This is a genomic window from Sphaerimonospora thailandensis (assembly GCF_016863115.1).
Classification (GTDB): domain Bacteria; phylum Actinomycetota; class Actinomycetes; order Streptosporangiales; family Streptosporangiaceae; genus Sphaerimonospora; species Sphaerimonospora cavernae.
In genome coordinates this window covers 1-24,126 of record NZ_BOOG01000045.1, presented here as the reverse complement: position 1 = coordinate 24,126, position 24,126 = coordinate 1, and the positions used below count along the sequence as shown (strand labels likewise).

At 70.7% G+C, this 24,126-nt stretch carries 18 protein-coding genes; 9 read left to right on the top strand and 9 right to left on the bottom strand.

Annotated features, from left to right (window positions below; all coding sequences use genetic code 11):
- Positions 1-50 precede the first annotated feature (50 nt).
- The 3 genes from Mth01_RS21805 to Mth01_RS21795 all read right to left on the bottom strand — a co-directional run bounded on the left by Mth01_RS21805 (position 51) and on the right by Mth01_RS21795 (position 5,517).
- Complete coding sequence (locus Mth01_RS21805) at positions 51-287, bottom strand: hypothetical protein (protein WP_204017772.1); 237 nt, start codon at positions 285-287, stop codon at positions 51-53.
- Complete coding sequence (locus tag Mth01_RS21800; protein WP_204017771.1) at positions 284-3,112, bottom strand: type 2 lanthipeptide synthetase LanM family protein; 2,829 nt, start codon at positions 3,110-3,112, stop codon at positions 284-286. The genes Mth01_RS21805 and Mth01_RS21800 overlap by 4 nt, the downstream gene beginning before the upstream one ends.
- Positions 3,113-3,303: 191 nt before the next feature.
- On the bottom strand, positions 3,304-5,517 hold the full coding sequence (locus Mth01_RS21795; RefSeq protein ID WP_204017770.1) for a thiamine pyrophosphate-dependent enzyme: 2,214 nt from the start codon (positions 5,515-5,517) through the stop codon (positions 3,304-3,306).
- A gap of 154 nt (positions 5,518-5,671) precedes the next feature.
- Between Mth01_RS21795 and Mth01_RS21790 the strand changes: the two genes are divergently transcribed.
- Positions 5,672-7,024 carry a hypothetical protein gene (locus Mth01_RS21790; protein WP_204017769.1) on the top strand — a complete coding sequence of 451 codons (1,353 nt, stop codon included), beginning with the start codon at positions 5,672-5,674 and terminating at the stop codon, positions 7,022-7,024.
- Positions 7,025-7,135: 111 nt separating this feature from the next.
- Entirely contained in the window at positions 7,136-7,861 is a 726-nt protein-coding gene (locus tag Mth01_RS21785; RefSeq protein ID WP_239089890.1) for a M50 family metallopeptidase, read from the top strand.
- Here the strand turns inward: Mth01_RS21785 and Mth01_RS21780 are convergent.
- Together Mth01_RS21780 and Mth01_RS21775 are read right to left on the bottom strand one after the other, a co-directional pair.
- Entirely contained in the window at positions 7,839-11,717 is a 3,879-nt protein-coding gene (locus Mth01_RS21780) for an AAA family ATPase (RefSeq protein WP_204017768.1), read from the bottom strand. The genes Mth01_RS21785 and Mth01_RS21780 overlap by 23 nt on opposite strands.
- Positions 11,714-12,823: an exonuclease SbcCD subunit D gene (locus Mth01_RS21775; protein ID WP_204017767.1), complete on the bottom strand. Its 1,110-nt coding sequence runs from the start codon at positions 12,821-12,823 to the stop codon at positions 11,714-11,716. The genes Mth01_RS21780 and Mth01_RS21775 overlap by 4 nt, the downstream gene beginning before the upstream one ends.
- Positions 12,824-12,948: 125 nt before the next feature.
- On the opposite strand from Mth01_RS21775, the gene Mth01_RS21770 reads away from it, so the two are divergent.
- Together Mth01_RS21770 and Mth01_RS21765 are read left to right on the top strand one after the other, a co-directional pair.
- A complete protein-coding gene (locus Mth01_RS21770) occupies positions 12,949-14,439 on the top strand; it encodes an alpha/beta hydrolase family protein (protein ID WP_204017766.1) in 1,491 nt (496 codons plus the stop codon).
- Between the two features lie 79 nt (positions 14,440-14,518).
- Positions 14,519-15,913, top strand: a complete 1,395-nt coding sequence (locus Mth01_RS21765; protein WP_239089889.1) for an LCP family protein — start codon at positions 14,519-14,521, stop codon at positions 15,911-15,913.
- An 8-nt stretch (positions 15,914-15,921) separates the two neighbouring features.
- On the opposite strand, the gene Mth01_RS21760 is transcribed toward Mth01_RS21765, so the two are convergent.
- On the bottom strand, positions 15,922-16,911 hold the full coding sequence (locus Mth01_RS21760) for an enolase C-terminal domain-like protein (protein WP_204017764.1): 990 nt from the start codon (positions 16,909-16,911) through the stop codon (positions 15,922-15,924).
- Positions 16,912-17,080: 169 nt separating this feature from the next.
- On the opposite strand from Mth01_RS21760, the gene Mth01_RS21755 reads away from it, so the two are divergent.
- Genes Mth01_RS21755 through Mth01_RS21735 form a run of 5 tightly spaced genes read left to right on the top strand, consistent with a single transcriptional unit; the run spans position 17,081 to position 22,489 of the window.
- Positions 17,081-18,304: a branched-chain amino acid ABC transporter substrate-binding protein gene (locus tag Mth01_RS21755; RefSeq protein ID WP_204017763.1), complete on the top strand. Its 1,224-nt coding sequence runs from the start codon at positions 17,081-17,083 to the stop codon at positions 18,302-18,304.
- A gap of 36 nt (positions 18,305-18,340) precedes the next feature.
- Complete coding sequence (locus Mth01_RS21750; RefSeq protein ID WP_239089888.1) at positions 18,341-19,267, top strand: branched-chain amino acid ABC transporter permease; 927 nt, start codon at positions 18,341-18,343, stop codon at positions 19,265-19,267.
- On the top strand, positions 19,264-20,973 hold the full coding sequence (locus tag Mth01_RS21745; RefSeq protein WP_204017762.1) for a branched-chain amino acid ABC transporter permease: 1,710 nt from the start codon (positions 19,264-19,266) through the stop codon (positions 20,971-20,973). The genes Mth01_RS21750 and Mth01_RS21745 overlap by 4 nt, the downstream gene beginning before the upstream one ends.
- Positions 20,970-21,776 carry an ABC transporter ATP-binding protein gene (locus Mth01_RS21740; protein ID WP_204017761.1) on the top strand — a complete coding sequence of 269 codons (807 nt, stop codon included), beginning with the start codon at positions 20,970-20,972 and terminating at the stop codon, positions 21,774-21,776. Before Mth01_RS21745 ends, Mth01_RS21740 begins: the two co-directional genes overlap by 4 nt.
- Complete coding sequence (locus Mth01_RS21735) at positions 21,773-22,489, top strand: ABC transporter ATP-binding protein (protein ID WP_204017760.1); 717 nt, start codon at positions 21,773-21,775, stop codon at positions 22,487-22,489. The genes Mth01_RS21740 and Mth01_RS21735 overlap by 4 nt, the downstream gene beginning before the upstream one ends.
- 80 nt (positions 22,490-22,569) lie before the next feature.
- On the opposite strand, the gene Mth01_RS21730 is transcribed toward Mth01_RS21735, so the two are convergent.
- The 3 genes from Mth01_RS21730 to Mth01_RS21720 all read right to left on the bottom strand — a co-directional run.
- Positions 22,570-23,025 carry a VOC family protein gene (locus tag Mth01_RS21730; RefSeq protein WP_239089887.1) on the bottom strand — a complete coding sequence of 152 codons (456 nt, stop codon included), beginning with the start codon at positions 23,023-23,025 and terminating at the stop codon, positions 22,570-22,572.
- A gap of 60 nt (positions 23,026-23,085) precedes the next feature.
- Complete coding sequence (locus tag Mth01_RS21725) at positions 23,086-23,691, bottom strand: hypothetical protein (protein ID WP_204017759.1); 606 nt, start codon at positions 23,689-23,691, stop codon at positions 23,086-23,088.
- Positions 23,684-24,126 (bottom strand): hypothetical protein (locus Mth01_RS21720; RefSeq protein WP_204017758.1); only part of this gene is annotated, 443 nt, incomplete at its 5' end. The genes Mth01_RS21725 and Mth01_RS21720, both read right to left, overlap by 8 nt.

The following is a 24,126-nucleotide window of genomic DNA, read 5'->3' as shown; positions in this document are numbered from 1 at the left end:
TCAACGGACTCATCGTTATCCCGGTGAGCGGTCACGTTTCTCGTGGCCACTCACCGGATGCTGAACGAGATGGGGAGGAAGCCTTCCGAGTCGCCATCGACCGGGGGCATCGCCACAGCCGCGCCTGCGGCGCTCTCCGGCGACCGGAGCACGAGCGTTGCCGCCGTCGTCAGCCCGGCCAGCACCAACGCACGCGTCAGGGGGCTGGCCGTCGCCATCAACCTGGCGGCCCTCCCCCTCACCGGGTGCTCCGCCCGCTCATCTGACGATGTCACCTGCTCATTCACTTTTCTCTCCTTTCAGAGGATGACCGCAGCAGCAGCACTGATGCGGTGCTTTCGGGTGCGACGAGCCTGAGCAGCCCATGGCCGATGCCGGCCATGCCGTCAAGCAGCCCAGGAGTGGAGATGTGGCCAGGTGTGCCACAACGTGCGCCGCTGTTCACTGATGTGAGCAGCCTGCCGACGCGGCGGCGCAGGGACCGCCGAGCCGCCTGATCTCCCCGAGCCGCCAGGACGCTGAGCGCCTCCAGGCTCCCCAGCTCTCCGTGGCACAAGCCGTGCCCACCCAGGGGAACGTCGAGGACAGGGGGCAACGACGCCGGGTCATCGGGGAGCGCCAGGGCATCGGGGAGAACGTCGGCCAACGCCAACCAGACTCCGGGCAGTCCATGGCACCAGGTCTGCCCCTCCGCCGACTGGGCGGCCCGTTCGAGAAGGTCGGCGCCGGTTGTTCTCGACCCATATCTGGCGAGTGCCCAGCCGACCCCGGCCAGCCCGAAGGCGAATCCCGGCGGCAGGTCGGCCGAGGGCGCCGCCGGCTCCAGTCGTTCCGCGCACTCGCCGGCCAGACGCGCGGCGGAAGGCGACCCGGTGACGTCGTGAACGGCGAGCATGGCGGCGAGACAGCCTGCCACGCCGTCATAGACGTCCAGCGGGCTTTCGTCGGTGACCGCGGCGCCGGCGAGCTCCACGGCCGGCTCCACCCAACCGGCCACGTCACCATCGCCGAGCAAGTCTCCAAGCTGGGATAACGCGTACGCCATGCCGCCCAGGCCACCGAAACCACCGCATCCGACGACGTCGAGGAGGGGCCTGTGGGCCGCCAGGGTCTCCAGCAGCCGGGGAATCGGCTCCAACGCCTGCCGGGCGATCTCCATATGGCCGGACGTGCCGGTGGCGTGACCCGACTGTGCCAGGAACAGGGCTACCCCGAGGTATCCGGTCGCCAATCCGCCGCCCAACGGCATAATCGTGAAGCGGCGATCGTCCAGAGCCTCGAGCCCCAGCCAGTTGACGGCCCTGCCCTGCCGGTACAGCGTCCGGCACAACCGGTCGGCGATGCTGTCGGCCGCGGCGAGGAGAAGCTCGGGACGGGGCTTCTCCTCGGCCTGAAGCGGCCCCGCGTCGACCGGTGCGCCGGGATCGTGCCCTCGGCCACCCACCCGCGTCGCCAGCGACGCCGCTATGACCCACTCCTGCCGTTCCCGGTCGGCAGGTCCCATCCTCGAAAGCTTTCCGGCCACCGACTCCAGGCCGCTCTGGGGCAACTCCCACGGCAATCGGCCGGTGTCGCCTCCGTAGATCGCACGAGAGCCGGGACTCGCCCAGAAGTAGGGAATATCTCCTGCCCGCAGATCAGCCCGCTCTGCGGGTATCGCGGCCAATCGGGCAGAGTCGTCCACGGACATCGCCCGCAGCAGCTCGAAAAAGCCCTCATCGCGACCGGCGGCGTCCGCCATCACATCGGGATGGGTCGATTCCGTGAGCAATTCGTCATAGACACGCGTCGGTCGTAACAGCATCCGCACCTTGACCTGACCGAAACGGGGTAGCAGCCCGCGTGCCAGCTCCTCCCGTCCACTCACGATGGCCTCGTAAGCCTCGCGGAAACCCGCCAGCAGACTCGGTGCGTAATCAGCCGGGTCGGCGTCCACACCGCACAGTCGCGGCCGATTGTCCGCCCCGGCGAACCGGACGGGCCCGCGCACCAGCCGCATTTCGTCCGTGCCCGCGTCCTGCCATGCGGCGGCGGAGAACGGATAGACCGAATCCTTGTCTCCGCCCAGTGCGGACACGTCCAGCGAACCCTGGTCACCGGTCAACATCGTGGGCAACATGGCCGTGCGCTGCACGGAGTCGTGCAGCGCGAGCAGTGCTGGATCGATCACGGCGGTGCCGGTGATCACCGGATGAAAGAGGGTCTCGACGTCCACCAGCACCGGCTGGTCGCCGCAGGCGATGACGTTCTCGTAATGAATGTCGCCGGCGTTGAGCGTGTAGAGGAGGGCCAGCAGCCCGCCCGTACGTCGATAGAACGCCTCCACCTCGGCCACATCGGCACAGGGCCGCGGCTGGACGAACTCCGCCCAGCCGTACCGCTCTCCGCCCATCACCCGCAGGGTCCGCAGCCCGAGGTCGGGCGCACGGCCGTTGAGCCACCGCACGACCTCGTTGAAGCGAAGGTGAGCCTCCACAGGTCGCGGCCGGTAGACGATCTTCACACCGGTGTCGAAGGTCAGCACCGAGACCGCCCGGCCCCCGAGATGGGGATCTCCCGTGGCCGTGAACTCGACCAGGCTTCCCGGCTCGCACCCCAGCGACTCGCGAATCCCCAGATGATCCGCCGCGAACCGCTTCAGCAGTTCCTGTCCGCTGTCTACTGCCCGATCGGCCGCCTGGGCCAACAGCTCACCCAGCACCGGATATGCCTTCAGGGACGCGTCCAGCCCGCCCTTGGTCATCTGACGCACGAAGTCGGCGAAGCGTTCAGCCGGCGTGGCGCCCGACAACCGTCCTCCGGCTCGTCGCGCGTCGAGTTCGAACGCCAGAACCCGGCCGGCGATCCGCACCAGCATGGCAGACAGGTCAGCGGCGAACCGGTCACGGATCTGGGCCAGGTCGAGGTCGTCTTTCAGGCACGAACATTCGGCAACCAGTCGATCGGCCGCATTTCCGACAAACGGGCTGAAAATTGTGGAGAAGCTTTTCGCCCCGACCACGCCGACGCCCTCGGGCTCGAGGGCGACATCACAGGACGCGGACAGGCCCGCGGCGCGCCCGGCGACGGCCTGGAGGGGAAGAGGGACGTCGCCGAGTTCCGCATGGTGCATCCAGCCATTATGCCGATCAGTCCACAAAAGGAAATAGGGACTAAATGCACGCTACTGCTCCATATCGGGCTATTCGTGGCCAACAGCGACGAGCGTGTCGTAGGCGATCTCCCGCCCGTCGAGCGCCCGCACCAGCCTCCCAGGGAGGTCGAGGCCGGTCACCCGGGCGGTGACTCGCCGCACCCGCCGCTCTATCTATGGAGGAGTTCACGGGCCGCCCGCTCGATGTCGGCCTCCGACATCAGGACGGTCTGCGCCGCCGCGCCGAGCGGGACGAAGCTGTCGCGGGAGGTGACCCGGGCGATCGGGCCGGTGAAGCCGTTGTCGAGCAGCGCGGCCATCACGCTCTCCGAGACGCCGCCGGTGCGGCGGGTCTCGTCGGCGATCAGCACCCGCCCGGTGAGCTCGGCCGCGCGCAGCAGGTCGGCCACCGGCAGCGGCGCGAGCCAGCGCAGGTCGAGCACGCGGCAGCCGATGTCCTCGGCGGTGAGCTTCACCGCGGCCCGCAGGCTCATCCTGACCCCGTTGCCGAACGTGACGATGGTCAGATCGCGGCCTTCGCCGTACGAGCGGGCCCGGCCGACGGGCACGTGCGTCTCCGCCCAGCGGGCCGGTGGCGCGTACGGCGCGAGCCAGCCGCCGTCGCCCTCTTCGAACAGGTCGCGGGTGTGATAGAGGGCGATCGGTTCGAGGAAGACGCAGACGCTCCCGTCCACGCGGGCCGCGGCGAGGCAGGTCCGCAGCATCGCGGCGGCGTCGTCCGGCCGAGCCGGCGAAGCGAGAATAATGCCGGGAATATCCCTCAATGCGGCAAGTGAGGAATCATTGTGGAAATGTCCCCCAAATCCCTTTTGATACGCATATGATGCCACGCGCAGGACGAGCGGATTGCGGTACGCCCCCTGTGAGAAGAACTGCAACGTCGCCGCCTCACCGCGAATCTGATCGAGCGCGTTGTGCAGATAGGCGAGATATTGCACCTCGGGCACCGGCAGCAGCCCGGACACCCCCGCGCCCAGCGCGAGGCCCAGGATGGCCTGCTCGTCCAGCAGGGTGTCGAAGACGCGTTCGGCGCCGAACCTGCGCAGCAGCCCCCGCGTCACGCCGTACACCCCGCCCTTGCGTGCCACGTCCTCCCCGAACACCACGATCCCCGGGTCGAGCGCCATGGCGTCGGCCAGCGTCCGGTTGACGGCCTGGGCGAACGTCAGCCTGCCCTCGAGCTCCGGCATCGTCCCGCCGAAAGCCCGGTCCCGATCCGGGGCGACCCGCGCCGCCTCCGTGGCGACCGCGTCGGGACGGCGCGGCGCGATGGGCGCCATCACCTCCTCGGCCGAGACCAGCCGCGGCCGGCGTGTGCACTCCATCGCGAGCTTCAGCACGTGGTCGCGCTCGGCCTCGTAGCGGTCCAGCAGCTCGTCCGGCAGCGCGAGACCGGCCTCGACGAGCAGCCGGGCCGTACCGACGAGGGGATCACGCTCGAGGTCCTGGGCGATCTCCTTGCGGGTCCGGTAGGCGATCTCCACGTCGGAGCCCGCGTGGCCCATCAGCCGCACGGTGCGCAGGTGCAGGAACGCGGGGCCCCGGGTGGACCTGACATGGTCGACGGCCCGCAGCGCCACGTCGTAGGCCTCGGCCAGATCGCAGCCGTCGGCCTGGAAATACTCCAGCAGCGGGTGCCTGGCCTGTTCCACCCACTCCGGCGGGGTCTTCACGCTGATCCCGATCCCGTTGTCCTCGCAGACGAACAGGACCGGCATCTGAAGGCCGCGGAACCTGCCGTAGGCCGCGGTGTTCAGCCCGGTGAGCGCGGAGGCGTGGTTGGCCGACGCGTCGCCGAAGCCGCAGACGGCTATCGCGTCCGCCGGCCACCCGCTCGGCACGTCGAGCGCCCGGGCCCGCTCGATCGCGAAGGCCACGCCGGCGGCCCGGGGCAGATGACTGGCGATCGTGGAGGTCTGCGGGATCACCGCGAGGTCCGGGTGGCCGAACACCTTGTGTCGCCCGCCGGCGATCGGCTCCTCGGCCGAGGCGGCCAGCCCGAGGAGCACGTCACGCAGCCCCTCCTCCGCCAGCCGGCCCGCCTGGGCCGACCGGGCCAGGTAGAAGGCGCCCGAGCGGTAGTGCAGGAGCGCCGGGTCGGACACGCGCAGGGCGGCGGCGACGGCGGCGTTGCCCTCGTGACCGGCCGACCCGATGGTGTAGAAGCCCTCGTCCTGCTCGCGCAGCACGCGGGCGGCGACGTCGAGGAGACGGCTGGAGAGCTGGACCGCGAAGAGCTCGCGGCACATTATCCCGGTCAGTGTCGTGCCCGGCCGCACCGGAAGTGTCGGATCTTTCGGCGTCCCCGGCGTCAGCGCCCCGACGGCCTCGGCGAAGTGCGTCTCCACAGCGTCCCGCGTCACACGCCTGATTATGTCGCAGCCCACCGGCTCTCGCTTGTGGACCGATCCTTTTGACACAGATTGATGACAATAAGTCAGACGGCTGAACCTTTGCCGTTATTTGGACGTCTACTCATTGGCCAGCACCAAGCACCCTCACAAGGAAGGCCGGCAAATGTTGAAACGCATTCATGCCCTGGTCGCGGCGGTGGCCATGGGCGGCGCGATGTTCATCGCGCTGCCCGCCGCCGCGACCACGGCGCCTCCGGCGCCGGAGCACCTGGCGGTGTCGCCCAACCCCGTGATCGTCAGCACCGACGCGGGCACCACGGCGACGTTCACCTTCGAGACCGCGGACACGGGATCGGCCAGGCTCGTCGACCCGCACGGCCACCACGTCTCCCTCACCGTCAGCGGGACGGGCACCTACACGGCGACGCGCACGTTCACGTCCGCCGACAGGCCCGGGTGGTGGAAGCTCGTCGCGACGGCGACCAAGGACGGCGAGTCGACCCGCGCGACCCAGCCGTTCCAGGTCAAGGTCCAGGTCCAGCGGGCGACGAGCCTGGACTTCGACGCCTCACCCGACCGGGTCGGGCGGGGTGACAGGGTCAACCTCCGCGGCACGCTGAAGGTCAAGGAAGGCGCCTGGCAGGGCTACCGCGACCAGCGGGTGAACATCATGTTCAAGCCGCTCGGCGGCTCCTACAGCCGCGTCGCGACGGTCACCACCGACTCGCACGGCAGGTTCTGGACGAACGAACGGGCCTGGCGGTCCGGTTGGTGGCGGGCCGAGTTCGCCGGGACCTCCGACTCCCAGGCCGCGGTCAGCGACAGCGACCGCGTCGACGTCAGGGCCTCGGCACGCGACAGCCGCATCACCGGGTTCGACGCCTCCCCCGAGCCCGTCGCCGACGGCGGGACCCTCCACCTGCGCGGCACGCTGCAGATCGGCGACCGGTGGGACTGGGACGGCCACCGCGGCCAGCGGGTGAAGATCATGTTCAAGCCCGACGGCGGCTACGGCTGGCGGTACGTCACCTCTGACCGCACCGACTACCGCGGCCGGTTCCAGGCCGACGTGACGGCCACGGCCTCCGGCTGGTGGCGGGCCGAGTACGCCGGCTCGTACGGCGTACGGGGCTCGGTGAGCACGGCGGACCACGTGCGCGTGCGGACGCCCGAGCCGCCGGTAGTGGTGATCCCGCGGTCGGCCGCCACCCGCATCGTCAAGTTCAACGCGGGTCCCGAGCCCGTCAAGCGCGGCCGGACCATGTACTTCCGGGGCACGCTCCAGATCTGGGATCGCGGCTGGGACGGCTACGGCCACCAGAAGGTCATCGTGCAGTTCAAGAAGGCGGGCACCCACCGCTGGAAGACCGTGAGGCACACCTGGACCAACGGTTCCGGCAAGTTCTACACCAAGAAGAAGGCGTCGCGGTCCGGCACCTGGCGGGTCGTCTTCGCCGGCAACGCCGACGCCAAGCGCTCGTACTCCCACCGGGATTACGTGTGGGTCAGGCGCTGAATTCATGAACCACTGAGGCGCTGAAGCCTCTCCTCGCGGGCGCCCGTCTCCGGATGGGCGCCCGTCGGGTTTAGGACGCCGGCCGCGGAAAGCCGTACGATTCGGGCGGAGGTGACCCCCCTGAACCTGCATGAGCTGACCGCGATCCAGCCTCCTCCCCCACTGTGGCTGATCGTGCTGTCCGGGTGCGCCGCCCTCGCGCTCGTGGCGTACGGCCCGGCCTGGCACGCCACCCGAGGGCTGATCACGATTGCCCACGAGGGAGGCCACGCACTTGCGGCCGTCCTGACCCGCCGCCGGCTGAGCGGCATCCGCCTCCACTCCGACACCTCCGGTGTCACTTTGACCAGGGGAAGACCGACCGGCCCCGGCATGATCGTCACCGCGGCCGCCGGCTATGTCGCGCCCTCGCTGATCGGGCTCGGCGCCGCCTGGCTGCTGGCCGCCGGACACGTCACGCTGCTGCTGTGGGCCGTGCTCGCGCTGCTGGCCTGCATGCTGCTGATGATCCGAAATTTCTTCGGCGCCGTGGCGCTGCTCGTCGTGGGCGGTGCGATCTTCGCGCTGTCCTGGTTCGCCCCGCCCGAGGTTCGGGCCGCCTGCGCGCACGCCGGGGTGTGGTTCCTGCTGCTCGGCGGGGTACGCCCGATTCTGGAGCTGCGGTCCAAGCGGAGGCGTGGCCGCACCCCGGACTCCGATCCTGACCAGCTCGCCCGGCTCACCCGTGTCCCAGCCGGCCTCTGGGTGGTGTTCTTCCTGTTCGTCTCCGTCGCCGCCCTCGCCGCGGGCGGCTACATGCTCATCGGCGGCCACCTCATCGAGCTGACGGCCCGCTGAGGATCGAACCGGAGCGACGCTTGACGACGCGGATCTGAGCCGGGATGCGCGTACGCAACTCGGCGACGTGGCTGACGATGCCCACGGCCCGGCCGCCCTCGCGCAGGCCGTCCAGGATGTCGAGCACATCGTCGAGGGTCTCCTCGTCGAGCGTGCCGAACCCCTCGTCCACGAACAGCGTGCTCATCTCGGGACCCCCGGCCTCGTCGGCGATCACGTCGGCGAGGCCCAGGGCCAGTGCGAGCGAGGTCACGAACGTCTCGCCGCCGGACAGGGTCGCCGGATCGCGGGCCGCACCCGTCCAGCCGTCGAGCACCCGCAGCGCCATGCCGCCGCCCGAGCGGGCCCGGTCGCCCGCCACCCGCCCGAGATGATGTTCCAGCAGATAGCGCCCCGCGGACATCTGGTCGAGCCGCACGTTGGCCGCCGCGACCACCTGGCCGAGCCGCTCACCCAGCACGTACGAGGAGAGCGGCATCCGGTACTGGTTGTCGGCGGAGGTGCCGGCGGCGAGCCCGGCCAGGCGCTGGGCGAGGCGGTACCGTTCCGCGGCGGGCAGGTACCGCTCGTGGGCGCGGCCGAGTTCCCCGGCCAGCCCGGCGAGCTGGCCGTACCGCCCCTGGGCGCGGTCGGCGGCGGACAGCCGCGTCTCATGATCGCGCTCCGCCCGCTCGTGTTCGGCTTCGAGCGCCGCCACGTCCGGGTCCGGCGCGGCCGCGGCGGCGGCGAGCTCGGGATCGGCGAGCTGCGCCTCGACGGCGGCCTCGTCGGCGGCGAACCGCCGCAGACGCTCGTCCATCGCCTCGCGATCGGCTTCGTTCCGCGCCGCGTCCCCGGCCTCCTCCACCGTCGCGAACCCCGCCTCGGCCGCGGCGGCCCGCGCCGCGGCCAGCGCGTTCTCCCGCTCCCGCTCGGCGATCTCGGCCGTGGCCGTCGCCTCGGCCGCCTCGTGGAGCAGCGCGACCTCGGCGGCGAGCCGGTCCAGCCGTGCGGCCAGGGACGCGTCCTCGCCGCGGTGGGCGTCGAGCAGCGCGGCCAGCCGCCGCTCCTCCTCGGCGAGCCGATCGCGGTGCGTCCTGGTCTCGGCCGTCTCGAGCTCCGCCGTCCGGGCGCGCTCCTCCACCTCTCCGAGCTCCGCCGCGAGCCGCCGCGTCTCCTCGGCCAGTTCGGGTTCCTCCGCCGCCTCGGCGTCCGCGGCGCGCAGCGCCTCCCGCGCCGCCTCGAGGGCACCTACGGCCGTGCCCTCCTCCTGTGGACCGGCGGCGGCCAGGGCCTCCTCGTACGCCGTGCGCGCCGCGGCGGCGGCCGCGACGGCGTCGACGGCGACCGTGATCAGGTCCACCTCGGTCTCGATCCTGTCCCGCCGGGCACGGACGTCGGGGTCGTCGCCCAACGCGTCGGCCAGGCGCGAGGACAGGCGGTCGCGCTCGGCCAGCAGTTCGCGCTCGCGGGCTCGATGCCCGGTCAGCGCGTGGCCGGCCTCCTCGGCCTGCCCGCGGAGCTCCGCGAGCTCGGCGGCGAGCCGTAGGATCTCGGCGGCCAGCACCGGTTCACCGGCGGCGACCTCCCGCTGCGCCGTGTGCTCCGACTCCGCCCCGGTGAGCAGCTCGGCGGCCTCGTCCTGCGACAGCTCCTCCGCTCTGCCGGCGATCTCGCCGAGACGGGCCTCCAGTCCGGCGACCCGCGTCTCGGCCGCCTCCCTGTGCTGCCGGGCGGCCTCGAACGCGTCCTGCGCGTTCTGCTCGTCTTCGGCCGTGGGTGCGAAGTCCGCCGGCGCGGCGGGGGCGGGGTGCTCGCTGGATCCGCAGACCACACAGGGACTGCCGGGCACCAGTTCGCGGGCGAGCTCCGCCGCCATGCCGTCGATGCGGGCGCGACGTACGTCCTGGAGCGCGTCTCGCGCCTGCTGGGCCGCGTCGACCGCCGCCCGGCGTGCCGCCTGTGCCTCCGCCAGGTCCGCCATCAGCGTGTCTCTGGCCTGTGCCGACTCGAACCTCTCCCGTGCCCTGTCGCAGGCGGCCCGCAGGCCGGGCACCCGGGCGGCGGCCGACCGCGCCTCACCCAGGCGGGCCTCGGTCTCGTGCAGCACCGCGGGCGACTCGGCCAGCCCGGCGAGCGCCGCGGCCTCCCGCTCGGCCGCCGCTTCGGCCTCGCGGCGCGCATCGGCGAGCAGGCCGTCGATCTCACGAAGACGCGTCTCCTCCGCCGCCCGCTCCTCCAGCTTGACCAGCTCGTCGCGGCGCGACCGCTCCGCCTCGGCCAGGTCGGCGGCGGCCCAGTCCCCAGCAGACAGGTCCCCAGCAGACAGGTCCCCGGCAGACAGGTCCCCGGCGGACAGGTCCCCGGCGGACAGGCCCGTCGGCAACGCCGCGAGGGCGGCGGCCGCCGCGGCTCCGGCGTCGGCCAGGTCGGCGGCGCGGGCCTCCCGGCGGCGGATCTCCTTCAGATCGCGTTCGGCCGCGTCGCGTTCGGCCGCCAGCCCTGCCCGCCGGGCGGCGGCGATCCTGGCCTGCGTCAGCCGCGTCTCGGCCTGCTCCCGCTCACCGGGCAGGACGGCCAGGCGCGCGGCGGCCTCGGCCGCCAGCCCCGTCAGCTCCACCAGACGGCGCTCGGCCGTGTCGTGATCCGCCCGGACGGTGGTCAGCCGCGACTCATCGGGCAGGAGTTGCTCCAGCCTGGTCATCTCGGCCCGGCGTTCCCGCTCCCGGTCTCGAAGGGAGCCGTCTGTCGGGGAGTCGCCGGCGACGAGGGGAAGCGCGCGACCGACCGCGTCGCCGGCCAGCCGCCGCGCCTTGTCTGCCGCCTCGGCCCGCTGGCCGGCCTGGCGGATCAGCGGGAGCACCCGGTCGGCCCTGGCCGCCTGGTCGAGCATCGACCGCAGGTCGGCCCGTTCCTGAGCGGCGCCGGCGAGTTCGTCGCGCCGGGCCAGGGCGGCGGCGTGCCGCCGGCGGCGCTCGGCCAGCGCCCGCCCCTCCTCCAGCCGGGACCGGGCGGCCGTCAGCGCGGCGGCCGCCCCGGACCGCTCGGCCGCGGTGGCCGTGACCATCTCGGCCGCCGCCGCGAGCAACGCGGCGGACCACGCGAGCGGGTCGTCCGCCGGGTCGGTTCCCGCCGCCGCGTCCTCGTCACCCTCATCGGCGGCATCGAGCCCCTGATCGAGCCCCTGATCGAGCGCCGCCAGCAGTTCGGCGCCGGACGCACCACGCATGCGGTCGGTCACCGAGACGACCGCGTCCCGGAGCGCCTGCCGCCGGCGTCCGGTCTCGGTGCGGTGATCGGCCAGCCACTTCTCCAGGTCGGTGAAGAACCGCACCGAGAACAGACGCTCGAGCAGCTCGGCCCGCCGGTCCCCGCTCGCCCGCAGGAACTGCGCGAAGTCGCCCTGCGGGAGCAGTACGACCTGGCAGAACTGCTCGGCGGTCATGCCCATCAGGTCGTTGATCAGGTGGCCGGCCTCGTCGCTGCGGGTGCTGCGGGCCGTCCACTCGCCCGCGATGTGCTCCTCCAGCAGGGTCTTGGCCTTCTCCTCCATGAGGCCGGTGCCGCGCAGCTTGGGGCGCATCCACGCGGGCGACCGCGTGATCCGCAGCCGGCGGCCCCTGATGGTGAAGTCGAGAACGACCGCGGGGCCGCGGTCCGGCGGGGCGTGGTCGCACCGCAGGGTTCGCGCCTTGTCCCGCTGCCCGGGCACCCTGCCGTACAAGGCGAAACAGACGGCGTCGAGCACGGTGGTCTTGCCCGCGCCGGTCGGCCCGTGGATGAGGAAGAGCCCCGCCTCGCCGAGCGCGTCGAAGTCGACCTCCTCGGTTCCGGGGAAGGAGCCGAACGCGGTCAGCCGCAGGCGGTGCAGTCTCATGACGCCTCCTCGATCCGGCAGGCCTCCACGGCCTGCGCGAGCACGCTCGCCTCCGCCTCATCGGCCGGCTCGCCTCGCACCACGCGCACGAAGTCGAGCGCCACGTCGATCTCCGCGCGCCCGTCGATCCTCACCGGCCGGGCGGGGGCGTCGGACGGGCCATCGGGCTCGAAGGAGAGCGCCAAGGTGTGCGGGAAGCGGCGGCGCAACCGTTCCATGGCCTCCCTGGGCCGGACCGGGTCGGTCAGCGTCACCTGCAGCCAGTGCCCCTCCCGATCGGCGTACCGCCGGTCGGTCAGCAGGTCGTCGATGTGCCCTCGCAGCGTGCCGACCGGGCGCGGGACGGGCGCGGGGACGAACTCCGCGCGCGCGGCGCCCTCCGCCGGAAGGTCGACCAGCCAGGAGCCTTTCACGTGACCGGCCTCGGAGAACGAGTAGGCGATCGGGGACCCGGAGTAGCGGACGGTCTCGCTCATCGTCTGCCGGCCGTGCAGGTGGCCGAGCGCCGCGTAGTCGATGCCGTCGAACGCGTTCAGCGGCACGTGGGACACCCCGCCGACGCTGATGTCCCGCTCGCTGTCGCTCGCCTGCCCGCCGGTGACGAAGGCGTGGGCGAGCACGACCTTACGCCGGGCCGGATGGGCGCGGACCCTGTCCATGGCATGGCGGATGGCGGCGGTGTGGCTGCGCTCGGCCAACTCCCATCGGTCCTTCACCAGTTCGGGCTCGAGATAGGGGATGCCGAAGAACGCCACGTCGTCGATGAGCACCGGCTCCCCGGCCCTGTCGGGGTCGGTGCGCAGGTGCACCCGTTCCATGAGGGCGGAGCCGAAGCCGAGCCGTACGGCCGAGTCGTGGTTGCCGCTGATCAGCACGGTGTGCACGCCCAGCTCCTTCAGCCGGGCCAGCGCCTCGTCGCACAGCGCCACCGCGTCCACCGGCGGCAGCGCCCGGTCGTACACATCGCCGGCCACCACCACGACGTCCACCCGCTCGTCTCGTACGGTCCGGACGAGGTGGTCGACGAACGCGGTCTGAGCGTCCAGCAGGCTCTCCCGATGGAAGGACCTGCCCAGATGCCAGTCGGAGCTGTGCAAGACACGCATGTCGCAGGAAGCTAACAGGTTCGTGGCATTCCCGTCGCCCCGACGGTCGGAAAATATACCCACGCCCGAAATCGAGTAATGACTTAATCTGGACTCGGTATCGAAGTCGTACCGGGAGCGGGCTCATGAACGTCGGCCGGGGGACGATTGGGATGATCGCCGGCATCCTGATGCTGATACTGGCCACTCTGGGCTACCTGCTCTCGCCCCCGACGTTCGACCCCGCCCCGCTGGCCGCCTCGGAGAGCTTCCACTCCCTTCCGCCGCAGCCCGCGAACGAGACCCGGCCCGTCGCCGCGACCGCGCCGATCAACACCCGGACGGTCATGGTGCCGGCCCGCGACGAGACGCTGAAGGCCGTCATCAGATATCCGCTGACGTCCGGCAGACACCCCGCGATGGTCTTCGTGCAGGGCTCGGGGTCGGGCAACGGCTCGGAGTTCGACCAGCAGGCCGAGTGGCTGGCCAGGGCGGGCATCGTGACCCTCGCCTACGACAAGCGCACAGTGGGCTACTCCTTCCCGCACCGCGACTTCTCACTGCTCGCCGACGACGCCCTGCGCATGCTGCGGGTGCTGCGGCAGCGGCCCGACGTCGATCCCGCCAGGGCGGGGTTATGGGGGGTGAGCGAGGGCGGCTGGGTCGTGCCGATCGCCGCCGGCACCGGGGAGGCGGCCTTCGTCGTCCTGGTGTCCTCGCCGAACGTCTCGCCGATGCGGCAGGTCGCCTGGGCGCTGAACGAGCAGCTGCTGCGCCTGCACGCCCCGCCCGGCGTGCGCGACCTGCTCACCCGCGCGATGGGCGGGGTGGGCTTCGAGTTCCTCCGCCACGACGGGGTCCCCGCGCTGCGCGGGATCAGGCAGCCCGTCCTGGCCCTGTACGGCACCGACGACCCGTCCATCCCGTTCGTGGAGAGCACCGACACGCTCGTCAACGCCCTCCGGGACGGCGGCAACGCCGATTACACGATCCGCTTCCTCGCCCGCGCCGATCACGCCATGCGGATCGGCGGCGGGCCGTACGCGCCCGCGTACCTGCCGACGCTCGCCAACTGGATCAGGGACCTGCCCGGCACGGCCGAACCCGCGGTGGCGCTGGCCGGGGCGACACCGGTCCAGCGGTTCGAGGCCAGCGACGTGCCGTCCGCGCCCTGGTACGGCCACACCACCATTCTGTGGCTGACCCTCTGCCTGGCCGCAGTCGGCTACGTCGCCGCCCCGGTCACCGAGATGGTCGTCCGCCTTCGGGCCCGCGATCCCCGGCTCCAGACGGACCTCGAGAGGTGGCCCGCCATCCGGCGGCGGCTGCGCCGGATGGCCTGGGTCGGGCTGGGCGAGCTGGCCGCGGTCATCGCCTTCATCACGCTGATCGTGCTGTTCTCGGTCAACCAGGCCGGCGCGTGGCCCGCCGTGCAGGCCGGGTGGCTGGTCGTACGGCTGCTCGCCGTGGTGATGCTGGTGCAGGAGGTGACGGCGGCGGCGGCCGTCATGACCGCGCTGCGCGCCGGGTGGGAGCCGACGCTCTGGCAGCGCTGCGTGCTGGCGGGTGTGCTCGGCGGCACCGCGCTGCTGCTGGTCACGGCCGCCTACTTCGGGCTGTTCGCCATTCCCTGGTGAGCGTCAAATGGCGGTATCGAGTCTCCCGCCCGGCTCAGCGAGCCGGGCTTTCCCCCGGCGTGACCGCTTCGATGGAGGCGTGTCCACGAGGCGAGAAACGACTGAGGGGCGAGAAACGACTGAGGAGGCGGGGCGGGGCGCCGCGCTGATCGGCTGGGTGGCGCTGTCGGCCGTGCTGCCGGGGGCCGCGCACCTGCGGGCCGGGTGGCGGCGCACCGGGACGGTGCTGCTCCTCACCTATCTGTCCACCGTCACCTGTATGGTCCTGGTGGCCGCCGGCGCGGACGCGGGGCTGGCCGGGCGGGCGCTCAACTGGTTGAGTCAGATCGCCGCGGTCGCGGGGGCCGTCGCCGTCGCGTGGTTCTCCCTGATCATTCATTCATATTTCGTGCTGCGGCCGGGGCGGCTGCCGTACCCGGGGCAGATCGCCACCGGGCTGATCGCGGGGGCGCTTGCGGTGGCCATGGCGGCGCCGTTCGCGCTCGCCGCCCGATATCTGGCCGTCTCCCAGCAGACGCTCGACTCGGTCTTCGGCGCGTCGGACACCGGACCGGGCCGGCCCGGCGATCCCTGGGTGGGCCGGGGACGGATCAACGTGCTCCTGCTCGGCGGAGACTGGGGCCGCGACCGGATCGGCATGCGGACCGACAGCATCAACGTGGCGAGCGTGGACGTCCACACCGGCAGGACCGTGCTGCTGGGCCTGCCGAGGAACCTGGAGCACGTCCGTTTCCCCCCGGGCAGCCCGATGGAGCGGCGCTTCCCCTACGGTTTCGAGCTCCCCGAGTCCAAACCCGGCTGGCGTGAGGACCTGCTGTTCTCGGTGTGGCAGTACGCGGAGGATCACCCCGAGCTGTTCGGCGGACGCCGCGGCATGGGGGCCGAGACGCTGAAGCAGACCGTGGCGTACACACTCGGCATCCCGATCGACTGGTACGCGCTGGTCAACATCTGGGGGTTCGCGAAGATCATCGATGCGCTCGGCGGCCTCGTGCTCACCGTCGACCACGACATCGTGTTCGGCCGGTACGACGAGGGCGTGCTCCCGGCGGGCACCCGGCGGCTCAGCGGCGCCGAGGCGATGTGGTACGCCCGGTCCCGCACCTACAGCGACGACTTCGCCCGCATGCGCAGGCAGCGCTGCGTGTTCAACGCGCTGCTCGCCCAGGCCGATCCGGCGACCGTGCTGCGACGTTTCACCCGGATCGCCGCGGCCGCCCGGGGGGTCGTCCGTACCGACATCCCCCGGCCCATGCTGGAGCACCTGGTGCCGCTCGCCTGGAAGGTGAAGCAGGCCGGGGTGACGAGCCTGCAGTTCATGCCGCCAATGATCAGCACGGCCCATCCCGACTGGGACCGCATCCGCGAGCTCACCGCCAAGGCGATCGAGGCCCGCCCCGCCCCCAGGTGGCGTGCGCCGTTCTCCGCGGCCCCGTCCACCACCGCCCCGATCTCCGACGGCTGCGGCGTCTAGGTCGTGTCCTAAACGCGGAAGGATTCGCGGGCCAGGCGCCGTACCCGCGTCTCGTCCACGGTGTGGCCGAGGCCCGGCTGCGTGAGCGGCACGGCGACGACGCCGCCCGAGGCGTCGACGGGCGGGAGGACGACCTGGGCGCTCCGCGGCGGCTCGGCGACGTCGCTCGGCATCGAGCAGCCCGGCATGCTCGCCACCGCGACGGTGGCGGCCCGGGCGAGACCGGCGCCGTGCCCGCCCGCGCAGATGATGTCCCATCCGGCGGCGACCGCGTGGTCGTGCACGAGCCGTACGGCGCCGAGCGAGCCGAGCAGCGCGGGACGCAGCAGCAGCGCGCGACCGGCGTTCAGACCGACCGCCTCGTCCAGTTCGGTCACGGAACCGACCTCGACCGCCACCGCGGCGGCCACCCGGTCCTGCAGGTCGGCGCTGGTCAGCAGATCCTTGAACGGCCGCTCGATGGCGACGATGCCGTAGGCGTCCAGCGCCTCGAGTTGGCTGATCCCGGCGTAGGCGCCGCGCCCGTCGACGGCGATGGCCAGACCGGGATAGGCGGCGCGGACCGCCCGGAGCGGTTCGACGTCCCAGCCCGGGTGGATGTCGAGCGTCACATGGCCGTAGCCCGCGCAGACGTGCCGGTTCACCCGTGCGATCATGCTTTCGACCGAGCGGTCGGCGGCCAGCCGCACGGTCCCGATGAGGGAGGTACGGCTTCCGCCGAGGGCGTGCGCCAGCGGGACGCCGTTCATCCGGCCCCACAGGTCCCAGCACGCCATGTCGCCGGCCGAGCCGCCGGGGATCTGGCCGAGCTCGGCCGGGTGTTCCCAGTCGACGCCGATCAGCGCGGGAAGCGACCGCTCCACATGCGGTGCGGGCCCGACGACCTCGCCCCAGCCGGTCATGCCGCCGTAGTCCGTGAGCTTGACCAGCGTGGTCTCCGGACGCCTGCCGTACGGCAGGGTCATCCTGAAGACCTCCACCTCCCGGACGCGCGGCACCTGAACCCCCTTCGGATAGACCCTACGCCCAACGGACAGGTGCTCGATCGCGCGGAATAACGCAAGAGTAACGGTTTAGAACGATCTCGCGAGGTCGGCCGACATCGCGAGTAGCGTCCTCGGCATCGTGTCGCGATTTTCCCTTTCCCCTATCGAACTTCCGGAGGACATGGTGCGTCGGCGCTCGGTTGTCAAAGGTGGTGCTCTGCTCGTTGTCGGCGCCTTGGCGCTGGCGGCCTGCGGGACTCGGGCCGACGAGACCGGGAGCGGGTCCGGCGGTGACCAGAAGGTCGTGAAGATCGGGGTGATCGCCCCGTTGACCGGCAACCTGTCGGCGATCGGGCTGGGCATCCGCAACTCGGTCGATCTGGCGATCCGCCAGGCGAACGAGCAGAACGCCATCCCCGGCTGGAAGATCGAACTGCGCGCGGAGGACGACCAGGCGACCCCGCAGGTGGGCCAGCAGGCGGCCAGCACGCTGGCGGACGACACGGCGGTCGCCGGAGTGGTCGGCACGTACAACTCGAGCGTGGCCCAGAACGTGATGCCGGTGCTCGACAAGGCGAGCATCGTCCAGGTGTCGCCCGGCAACACCGGTCCGGCGCTGACCATGGGCGAGGACCTGGACAATCCGAAGCGGCCGTACCACAACTACTTCCGCACCTGCACCACCGACGCGATCCAGGGACCGTTCGGCGCGCGTTACGTCTACAACACGCTGGGCATCAAGAAGATCGCGACGATCAACGACAAGAAGACGTACGGCGTCGGCCTGGTGGCGCAGTTCACCAAGGAGTTCAAGGCGCTCGGCGGCGAAGTCGTCTCTGAGCAGACGATCAACCCGGATGACACGGACTACTCGTCGGTGATCGCCAAGGTCGCCGCGGCCAAGCCGGACCTGCTCTACTACGGCGGGGAGTATCCCCAGGCCGGTCCGCTGAGCCGGCAGATGAAGGCACGCGGGCTTAACGTCGCGCTGATGGGCGGCGACGGCATCGTCGACCCCAAGTACATCGAACTCGGCGGCGACACCTCCGTCGGCGACTTCGGCACGAGTGTGGGCGCGCCGGTGGAGTCGCTGGACTCGGCCAAGGCGTTCGTGGAGGCCTACGACAAGGCCGGGTTCAGCGAGTCGTACTCCGCGTACGGCGCCTACGCGTTCGACGCGGCGAACGCCATCATCAACGGGCTCAAGGTGTCGCTGAAGGACGCGACGGAGATCAACAAGGACGTGCGCGAGGCGACGATCCAGGCGGTGCAGAACATCTCCTTCGAGGGCACCTCCGGGCACGTGGCGTTCGACGAGTTCGGCGACAACACCACGAAGATCCTCACGGTCTACAAGGTCGACGGTGACAAGTGGGCCCCCGCCCACACCGACACCTTCAAGTAGTCCGTCAGGTGTGGTGACGGGTCCTCGGAGGTTCGGGTGCTCACCCAGTTCGTGCAGCAGTTGGCCAACGGAGTGGTGCTCGGTGCCATGTACGCCCTCATCGCGTTGGGCTACACCATGGTCTACGGCATCATCCAGTTGATCAACTTCGCACACGGCGAGATCTTCATGATCGGCGCGTTCGGCGCGTTCACGGTGTACCGGTACATCCTGCCGGACGGGACGAGCCTGTGGATCGCACTGCCGTTGATGCTGCTCGGCGGCATGATCGCCGCGGTGGCGGTGGCGGTGGCGATGGAGCGGTTCGCGTACCGGCCGCTGCGGAACGCGCCGCGGCTGGCCCCGCTGATCACGGCGATCGGGGTGTCGATCGCGCTGCAGGAAGCGGTGCGGCTCTACTACCCCGATGCCCGCTCGAAGCTGGCCTTTCCGCAGTTGATCACCGGGTCGCCGATCCCGATCGGGTTCGGCGCGAGCGTGGACCGCGCCTCGGTCGTGGTGGTGCTCGTTTCGGTGATCTGCATGGTGGCTTTGACCCTGTTCGTACGGCGGAGCCGCATGGGGCGGGCGATGCAGGCGACCGCGCAGGACCCGGACACCGCCCGGCTGATGGGGATCAACATCGACCGGGTGATCGTGATGTCGTTCCTGCTGGGGGCGGCGTTGGCGGCGGTGGCCGGGATGGCGCAGGGGCTGTACCTGGGACAGATCGACTTCCGGATGGGGTTCATCGCCGGGTTGAAGGCGTTCACCGCCGCGGTGCTCGGCGGCATCGGCAACATCCAGGGCGCCGTGGTGGGCGGATTCGCACTGGGCATCGTCGAGGTGATGGCGGTGCAGTACATCCCCGGCCAGTTCGGCGGCGGGGCGTGGAAGGACGTGTGGGCCTTCGCACTGCTGATCTTGGTGCTGGTGTTCCGGCCGCAGGGGCTGCTGGGTGAGCGAGTGGCGGACCGGGCATGAGCGGCAGCGGAGTGACCACCGCGCGGCGGCGGCTGATCGAGAGGGCCCGGGGGCGCGTACCGGCCACGACGGCCCGTGCGGCGGCGCTGCTGGGTGCTGTTCTGAGCCTCGCGTCGACCTTCCTGGCCTGGTCGTACGGCAGCGCGTTTCCCGGGAATCTGACGATTTACGGTTATCCCGGCGGGGCGCAGGTCTACGTGCTCGTGCTGGCGCTGGTCGCGATCGTGCTGCTGCTGCTCGAGGTCAGTCCCCTGCGCCGGGTGCTGGCACCGGGCGGCGCCGGAGGCGCGGTACGCGTGCTCGCGTCAGGTGTTTTCCTGGTCACGGCGTTCACGGTCCTCGCGATCGGCGTCGAGCTGGGCGGGCTGATCAACGTCGAGTGGGGCGGCTGGGCAGCCCTGCTGGCCGCCGCGGTGTTCGTCGTGGCCGGCCGGTTGCTGCCGGACGACCGCCCGGCGGTGTGGTCGTACCGCCTGCCGGACTGGGTGGAGTTCCTGATCATCGCCCTGGTGCTCGGCCTCGCGCTGGCCGCCTTCGTGGAGGCGCTCGCGATCCCCGAGTGGGAGATCTTCCTGTGCTTCCTGGTCGCCCTGGGCGGCGCCCTGACGGCGGCCTGGCGGCTGGGACTGGTCTCATGGATCTCCGAGGTGGGGACGCGGCACCGGGGGGTGACGGTCACCGCGGCGTTCCTCGTCGCCGCGGCGTTCCCGTTCACCCAGGGCTCGGACAACCACTGGCTGAACGTGATGGTCAACGTCGGGATCTTCGCCACGACGGCGATCGGGCTGAACATCGTGGTGGGCCTGGCCGGGCTGCTGGACCTGGGCTACGTGGCGTTCCTCGGCGTGGGCGCCTACGTGGGGGCGCTGCTGTCCGGGGCGGCGGCGAGCACGATCGGCTGGAATCCGCCCTTCGCGGTCACGGTGGTGATCGGCGCGGTGATCACCGCGATCGTCGGAGTGCTCATCGGCACGCCGACGCTGCGGGTACGCGGCGACTATCTGGCGATCGTGACGCTCGGCTTCGGCGAGATCTTCCGGATCACGGTGAACAACCTCGACGGCAGCACCGGCCCGCAGGTGACCAACGGCCCGAACGGCATCCCGGGGATCCCGGACCTGAAGTTCCTCGGGATCGACTTCGGCCAGTCCCACACGGTCTTCGGCATGAACCTGGGATATTTCGCGAACTACTTCTTCCTCGAACTGGTGCTGATGGCGTTCGTGATCCTGGTGTTCTCGCGGATGAACAACTCCCGGCTCGGCCGGGCCTGGCTGGCGATCCGCGAGGACGAGGTGGCCGCGCAGGCCGCGGGCATCAACACGTTCCGGTTGAAGCTGCTGGCCTTCGCCCTGGGCGCGACGCTGGCGGGGATGGCCGGGACGATCCAGGCGCACGCCATCTCCTCCATCACCCCCGACTCCTACCAGTTCCTCAACTCGGCGTTCCTGGTCGCCGCCGTGGTGCTCGGCGGAATGGGCACGGTCACCGGGGCGCTGCTGGGGTCCGTGGTGCTGTTGCTGCTGCCGGAGAAGTTCCGGTTCTTCCAGGACAACAAGTTGCTGATCTTCGGTGTGACGCTGGTGCTGGTGATGCGGTTCCGGCCGGAGGGCGTGATCGCGAACAAGCGCCGGAAGGCGGAGTTCCACGAGGAGGAGATCTCCGAGGAGCTCGGCCGGGAGGCCCGGGCGGAGGGGGCGCGATGACGGCGACCGTCGGGGACACGCCCCACAAGCCGGTGCTGCGGGTGTCCGGGGTGACGATGCGCTTCGGCGGGCTGACCGCGGTCGACGGCGTCGACTTCACGGTCGGCGAGCAGGAGATCGTCGGGCTGATCGGCCCGAACGGCGCGGGCAAGACGACGTTCTTCAACTGCCTGACCGGCATGTACGTGCCCACGGCCGGCCAGGTGATCTACCGTGGGACGCCGCTGTCGGGCAGGCCGGACCTGGTCACCAAGGCCGGCGTCGCCCGCACCTTCCAGAACATCCGGTTGTTCCCCAACATGACCGTGGTGGAGAACGTGAAGGTCGGCCGGCACTGCCGTACCACCGTCGGGGCGCTCTCGGCGCTGGTGCGCGGCCCGAAGTACCGGCGGGAGGAGCGGGAGACCGAGGCCCAGGCCCGGGAACTGCTCGACTTCGTCGGCCTGGCCGACGCGGCGGACGACCTGGCCCGCAACCTGCCCTACGGCGACCAGCGGCGACTGGAGATCGCCCGGGCCCTGGCCAGCGACCCCGGCCTGCTGCTGCTGGACGAGCCCACCGCCGGAATGAACCCCTTGGAAACCGCGCAGACGAAGGACCTGGTGTTCAAGATCCGGGACCGCGGCCTGGCCGTGGTGGTGATCGAGCACGACATGCGGTTCATCTTCACGCTGTGCGACCGGGTCGCCGTGCTCGTCCAGGGCCGCAAGCTGATTGAGGGAAGCCCGGCACAGGTGCAGCACGACGAGCGAGTGATCGCCGCCTACATCGGCACACCGGCTGGATCGGAGCAGCAGGCATGACCGCGATGCTCGAGGTGGACGACCTTCGGGTCGCCTACGGCACCATCCTGGCTGTCAAGGGGATCAGCTTCCGGGTCGAGCAGGGTCAGGTCGTCACGCTGATCGGCGGCAACGGCGCAGGCAAGACCACCACGCTGCGGACCCTGTCCGGACTGCTCAAGCCCGCCGGCGGGCAGATCAGGTTCAAGGGCCGGCGGATCGACGGCACCCCAGCGCACAAGATCGTCGAACTGGGGCTCGCGCACTCACCGGAGGGCCGGCACATCTTCCCCCGCATGACGATCGAGGAGAACCTGCTGCTCGGCGCCTACCTGCGCCGTGACGGCGCGGGGGTCGGGCGTGACATCCAGCGGGCCTACGACCTGTTCCCGGTGCTCGGCGAGCGCCGCAAACAGGCCGCCGGCACGCTTTCTGGCGGCGAGCAGCAGATGCTGGCCATGGGCCGGGCGCTGATGAGCCAACCCGAGTTGCTCATGCTCGACGAGCCGTCCATGGGCCTGTCCCCCATCATGATGCAGAAGATCATGGAAACCGTCGCCGAACTCAAGGCGGCCGGCACCACGATCCTGCTGGTCGAGCAGAACGCCCAGGCCGCGCTCACCCTCGCCGACCGCGGCTATGTGCTGGAGACCGGCCGGATCGTGCTCGAAGACCATGGGCAGGCCCTGCTCGGCAACGACCAGGTCCGCAAGGCCTACCTCGGCGAAGACTAGAGTTCAGTCCGGGCCTGTCGGGCGACTCCGATAGACCTTCATCCCCGCAGGCGGCAGGGCCTACACGGGCGCCACGAATCCTAGACAACACAGAACTCGTTGCCCTCTGGGTCCTGCAGCACCACGGCGTAGTACTCCATGTCCGGCTCATCCATGATCCGCAGCACGGCGGCACCAGCCGTGGTCAGCCGTTCCACCACAGTTGTGACCCGCTGCGTGCGAATCGCCAATGGGACGTCGCGCCCGCCGCCCACCTTCAGATCGAGGTGCACCCGGTTCTTGGCGACCTTGGGTTCTGGAACCTGCTGGAACCACACCCGCGGCCCCTGCCCGATGGGGTCGATGATCGACTCCGGACTGTCGCCAGCGCCGGCGGACAGTTCCTCTTCAGGCACCCCCATATCCGCCCAATAATCCCGCCACGTGGCATGTCCCCCCGGCGGAGGCTCGGGCACGTATCCCAGAGCCTCGCTCCAGAACGCCACCAGTCTCCGCGGGTCGGCGCAGTCGATCGTCAGCTGCAGTGTCATCTCCATGCCTGGAGCCTGCCAGACAGGTCTGACATATCTCGGTTCTCGGTTTCCTTGGATCGTCATTCACCCGCTGAGCAGGACGGTGTAGAGTGCCCTCTTCTCGCCCAACCACTCACGGTCGATGAATCGGCCGCTCATGCGTCCGGCGAGGAAAAGATAGGCCTCCAGGCAGACCCGCCCGTGGTTCTCGGGCTCGGTGACCTCGGGCCGGAAGCGCACCACCTCCGGGATGACCGAGGGAGGGCCGACCTCCCGGACATAGGGCTCGATCATTGAGCCGGGTTCAGCGATGATCTCCCCGTACCACCGCTGGGTCACCCAGCCGGTCGTGACGCCATCACCGTAGAAGAGATCGTAGACGTAGCCGTCCAAGGTGCGGATCTGGAGGAAACGCAGGCCCGCCTCCGTCAGGCCCGTGGTCACCGGGGGTGGGCCGCTGATGGTCAGGACGTGAGTCCAGCCGTCGGAGTGCGGGCCGGTCCATATGCGTTCGGTGAAGGCCATCGGCCGGTAGCAGGCCATGGCGGTGGCGAGGTCGCAGTCCTGGCGGGAGGCGAGATCCGCGCCGAGCAGAGCGGCCACACTATCGGCATCGCCCGACTCGACCCAGGTGCCGGCAAATCCGCGTCCCAGTCCCGCGCCGAGCAGGAGCTCCCACTGGTCACTCACGCGGCCACGCCCCTTCCGGAATACGACAGAGCAACCCCGGCGTGGTGAACCAGGAGCCGTCGATGAACCTGCCAGTCGTGTACGCCAGCGCGGCGAGGTAGAAGTTCATCTCTTGGGCGATGCTAGAGGAACCGACGAGGCCCGCTCCCTCCTCCATGGGGCGGTCCCAGTGTTCCGTGGGGATGTCCTCCCACTCGCCCCCATTGACATAGGCAGGTTCGCTGATTTCGCCCGCGTAGTAGTGCAGATGATAGGCCCGGCCGCCCGGCTGCGGGAGCGACTCAAGGGCCCGCCACGGGAACAATCCGGACACGGTGAACATCATGACCCAGCCGAGCCTCTGCTCGGCGACCCACACGATGTCCTCTTCCTCTTCCGCGTAGGAGCGATACCATCGCCGCGCCTGGTTCAGGTCACAGGTGAGCGTCTCCTCCT

What these genes read in the sequence shown, in the direction of transcription:
- Mth01_RS21800 (WP_204017771.1), bottom strand. Translation starts at nt 3,112, where the DNA reads ATGCACCATGCGGAACTCGGCGACGTCCCTCTTCCCCTCCAGGCCGTC.
- Mth01_RS21790 (WP_204017769.1), top strand. Translation starts at nt 5,672, where the DNA reads ATGTTGAAACGCATTCATGCCCTGGTCGCGGCGGTGGCCATGGGCGGC.
- Mth01_RS21780 (WP_204017768.1), bottom strand. Translation starts at nt 11,717, where the DNA reads ATGAGACTGCACCGCCTGCGGCTGACCGCGTTCGGCTCCTTCCCCGGA.
- Mth01_RS21775 (WP_204017767.1), bottom strand. Translation starts at nt 12,823, where the DNA reads ATGCGTGTCTTGCACAGCTCCGACTGGCATCTGGGCAGGTCCTTCCAT.
- Mth01_RS21770 (WP_204017766.1), top strand. Translation starts at nt 12,949, where the DNA reads ATGAACGTCGGCCGGGGGACGATTGGGATGATCGCCGGCATCCTGATG.
- Mth01_RS21755 (WP_204017763.1), top strand. Translation starts at nt 17,081, where the DNA reads ATGGTGCGTCGGCGCTCGGTTGTCAAAGGTGGTGCTCTGCTCGTTGTC.
- Mth01_RS21745 (WP_204017762.1), top strand. Translation starts at nt 19,264, where the DNA reads ATGAGCGGCAGCGGAGTGACCACCGCGCGGCGGCGGCTGATCGAGAGG.
- Mth01_RS21740 (WP_204017761.1), top strand. Translation starts at nt 20,970, where the DNA reads ATGACGGCGACCGTCGGGGACACGCCCCACAAGCCGGTGCTGCGGGTG.
- Mth01_RS21735 (WP_204017760.1), top strand. Translation starts at nt 21,773, where the DNA reads ATGACCGCGATGCTCGAGGTGGACGACCTTCGGGTCGCCTACGGCACC.
- Mth01_RS21730 (WP_239089887.1), bottom strand. Translation starts at nt 23,025, where the DNA reads ATGGAGATGACACTGCAGCTGACGATCGACTGCGCCGACCCGCGGAGA.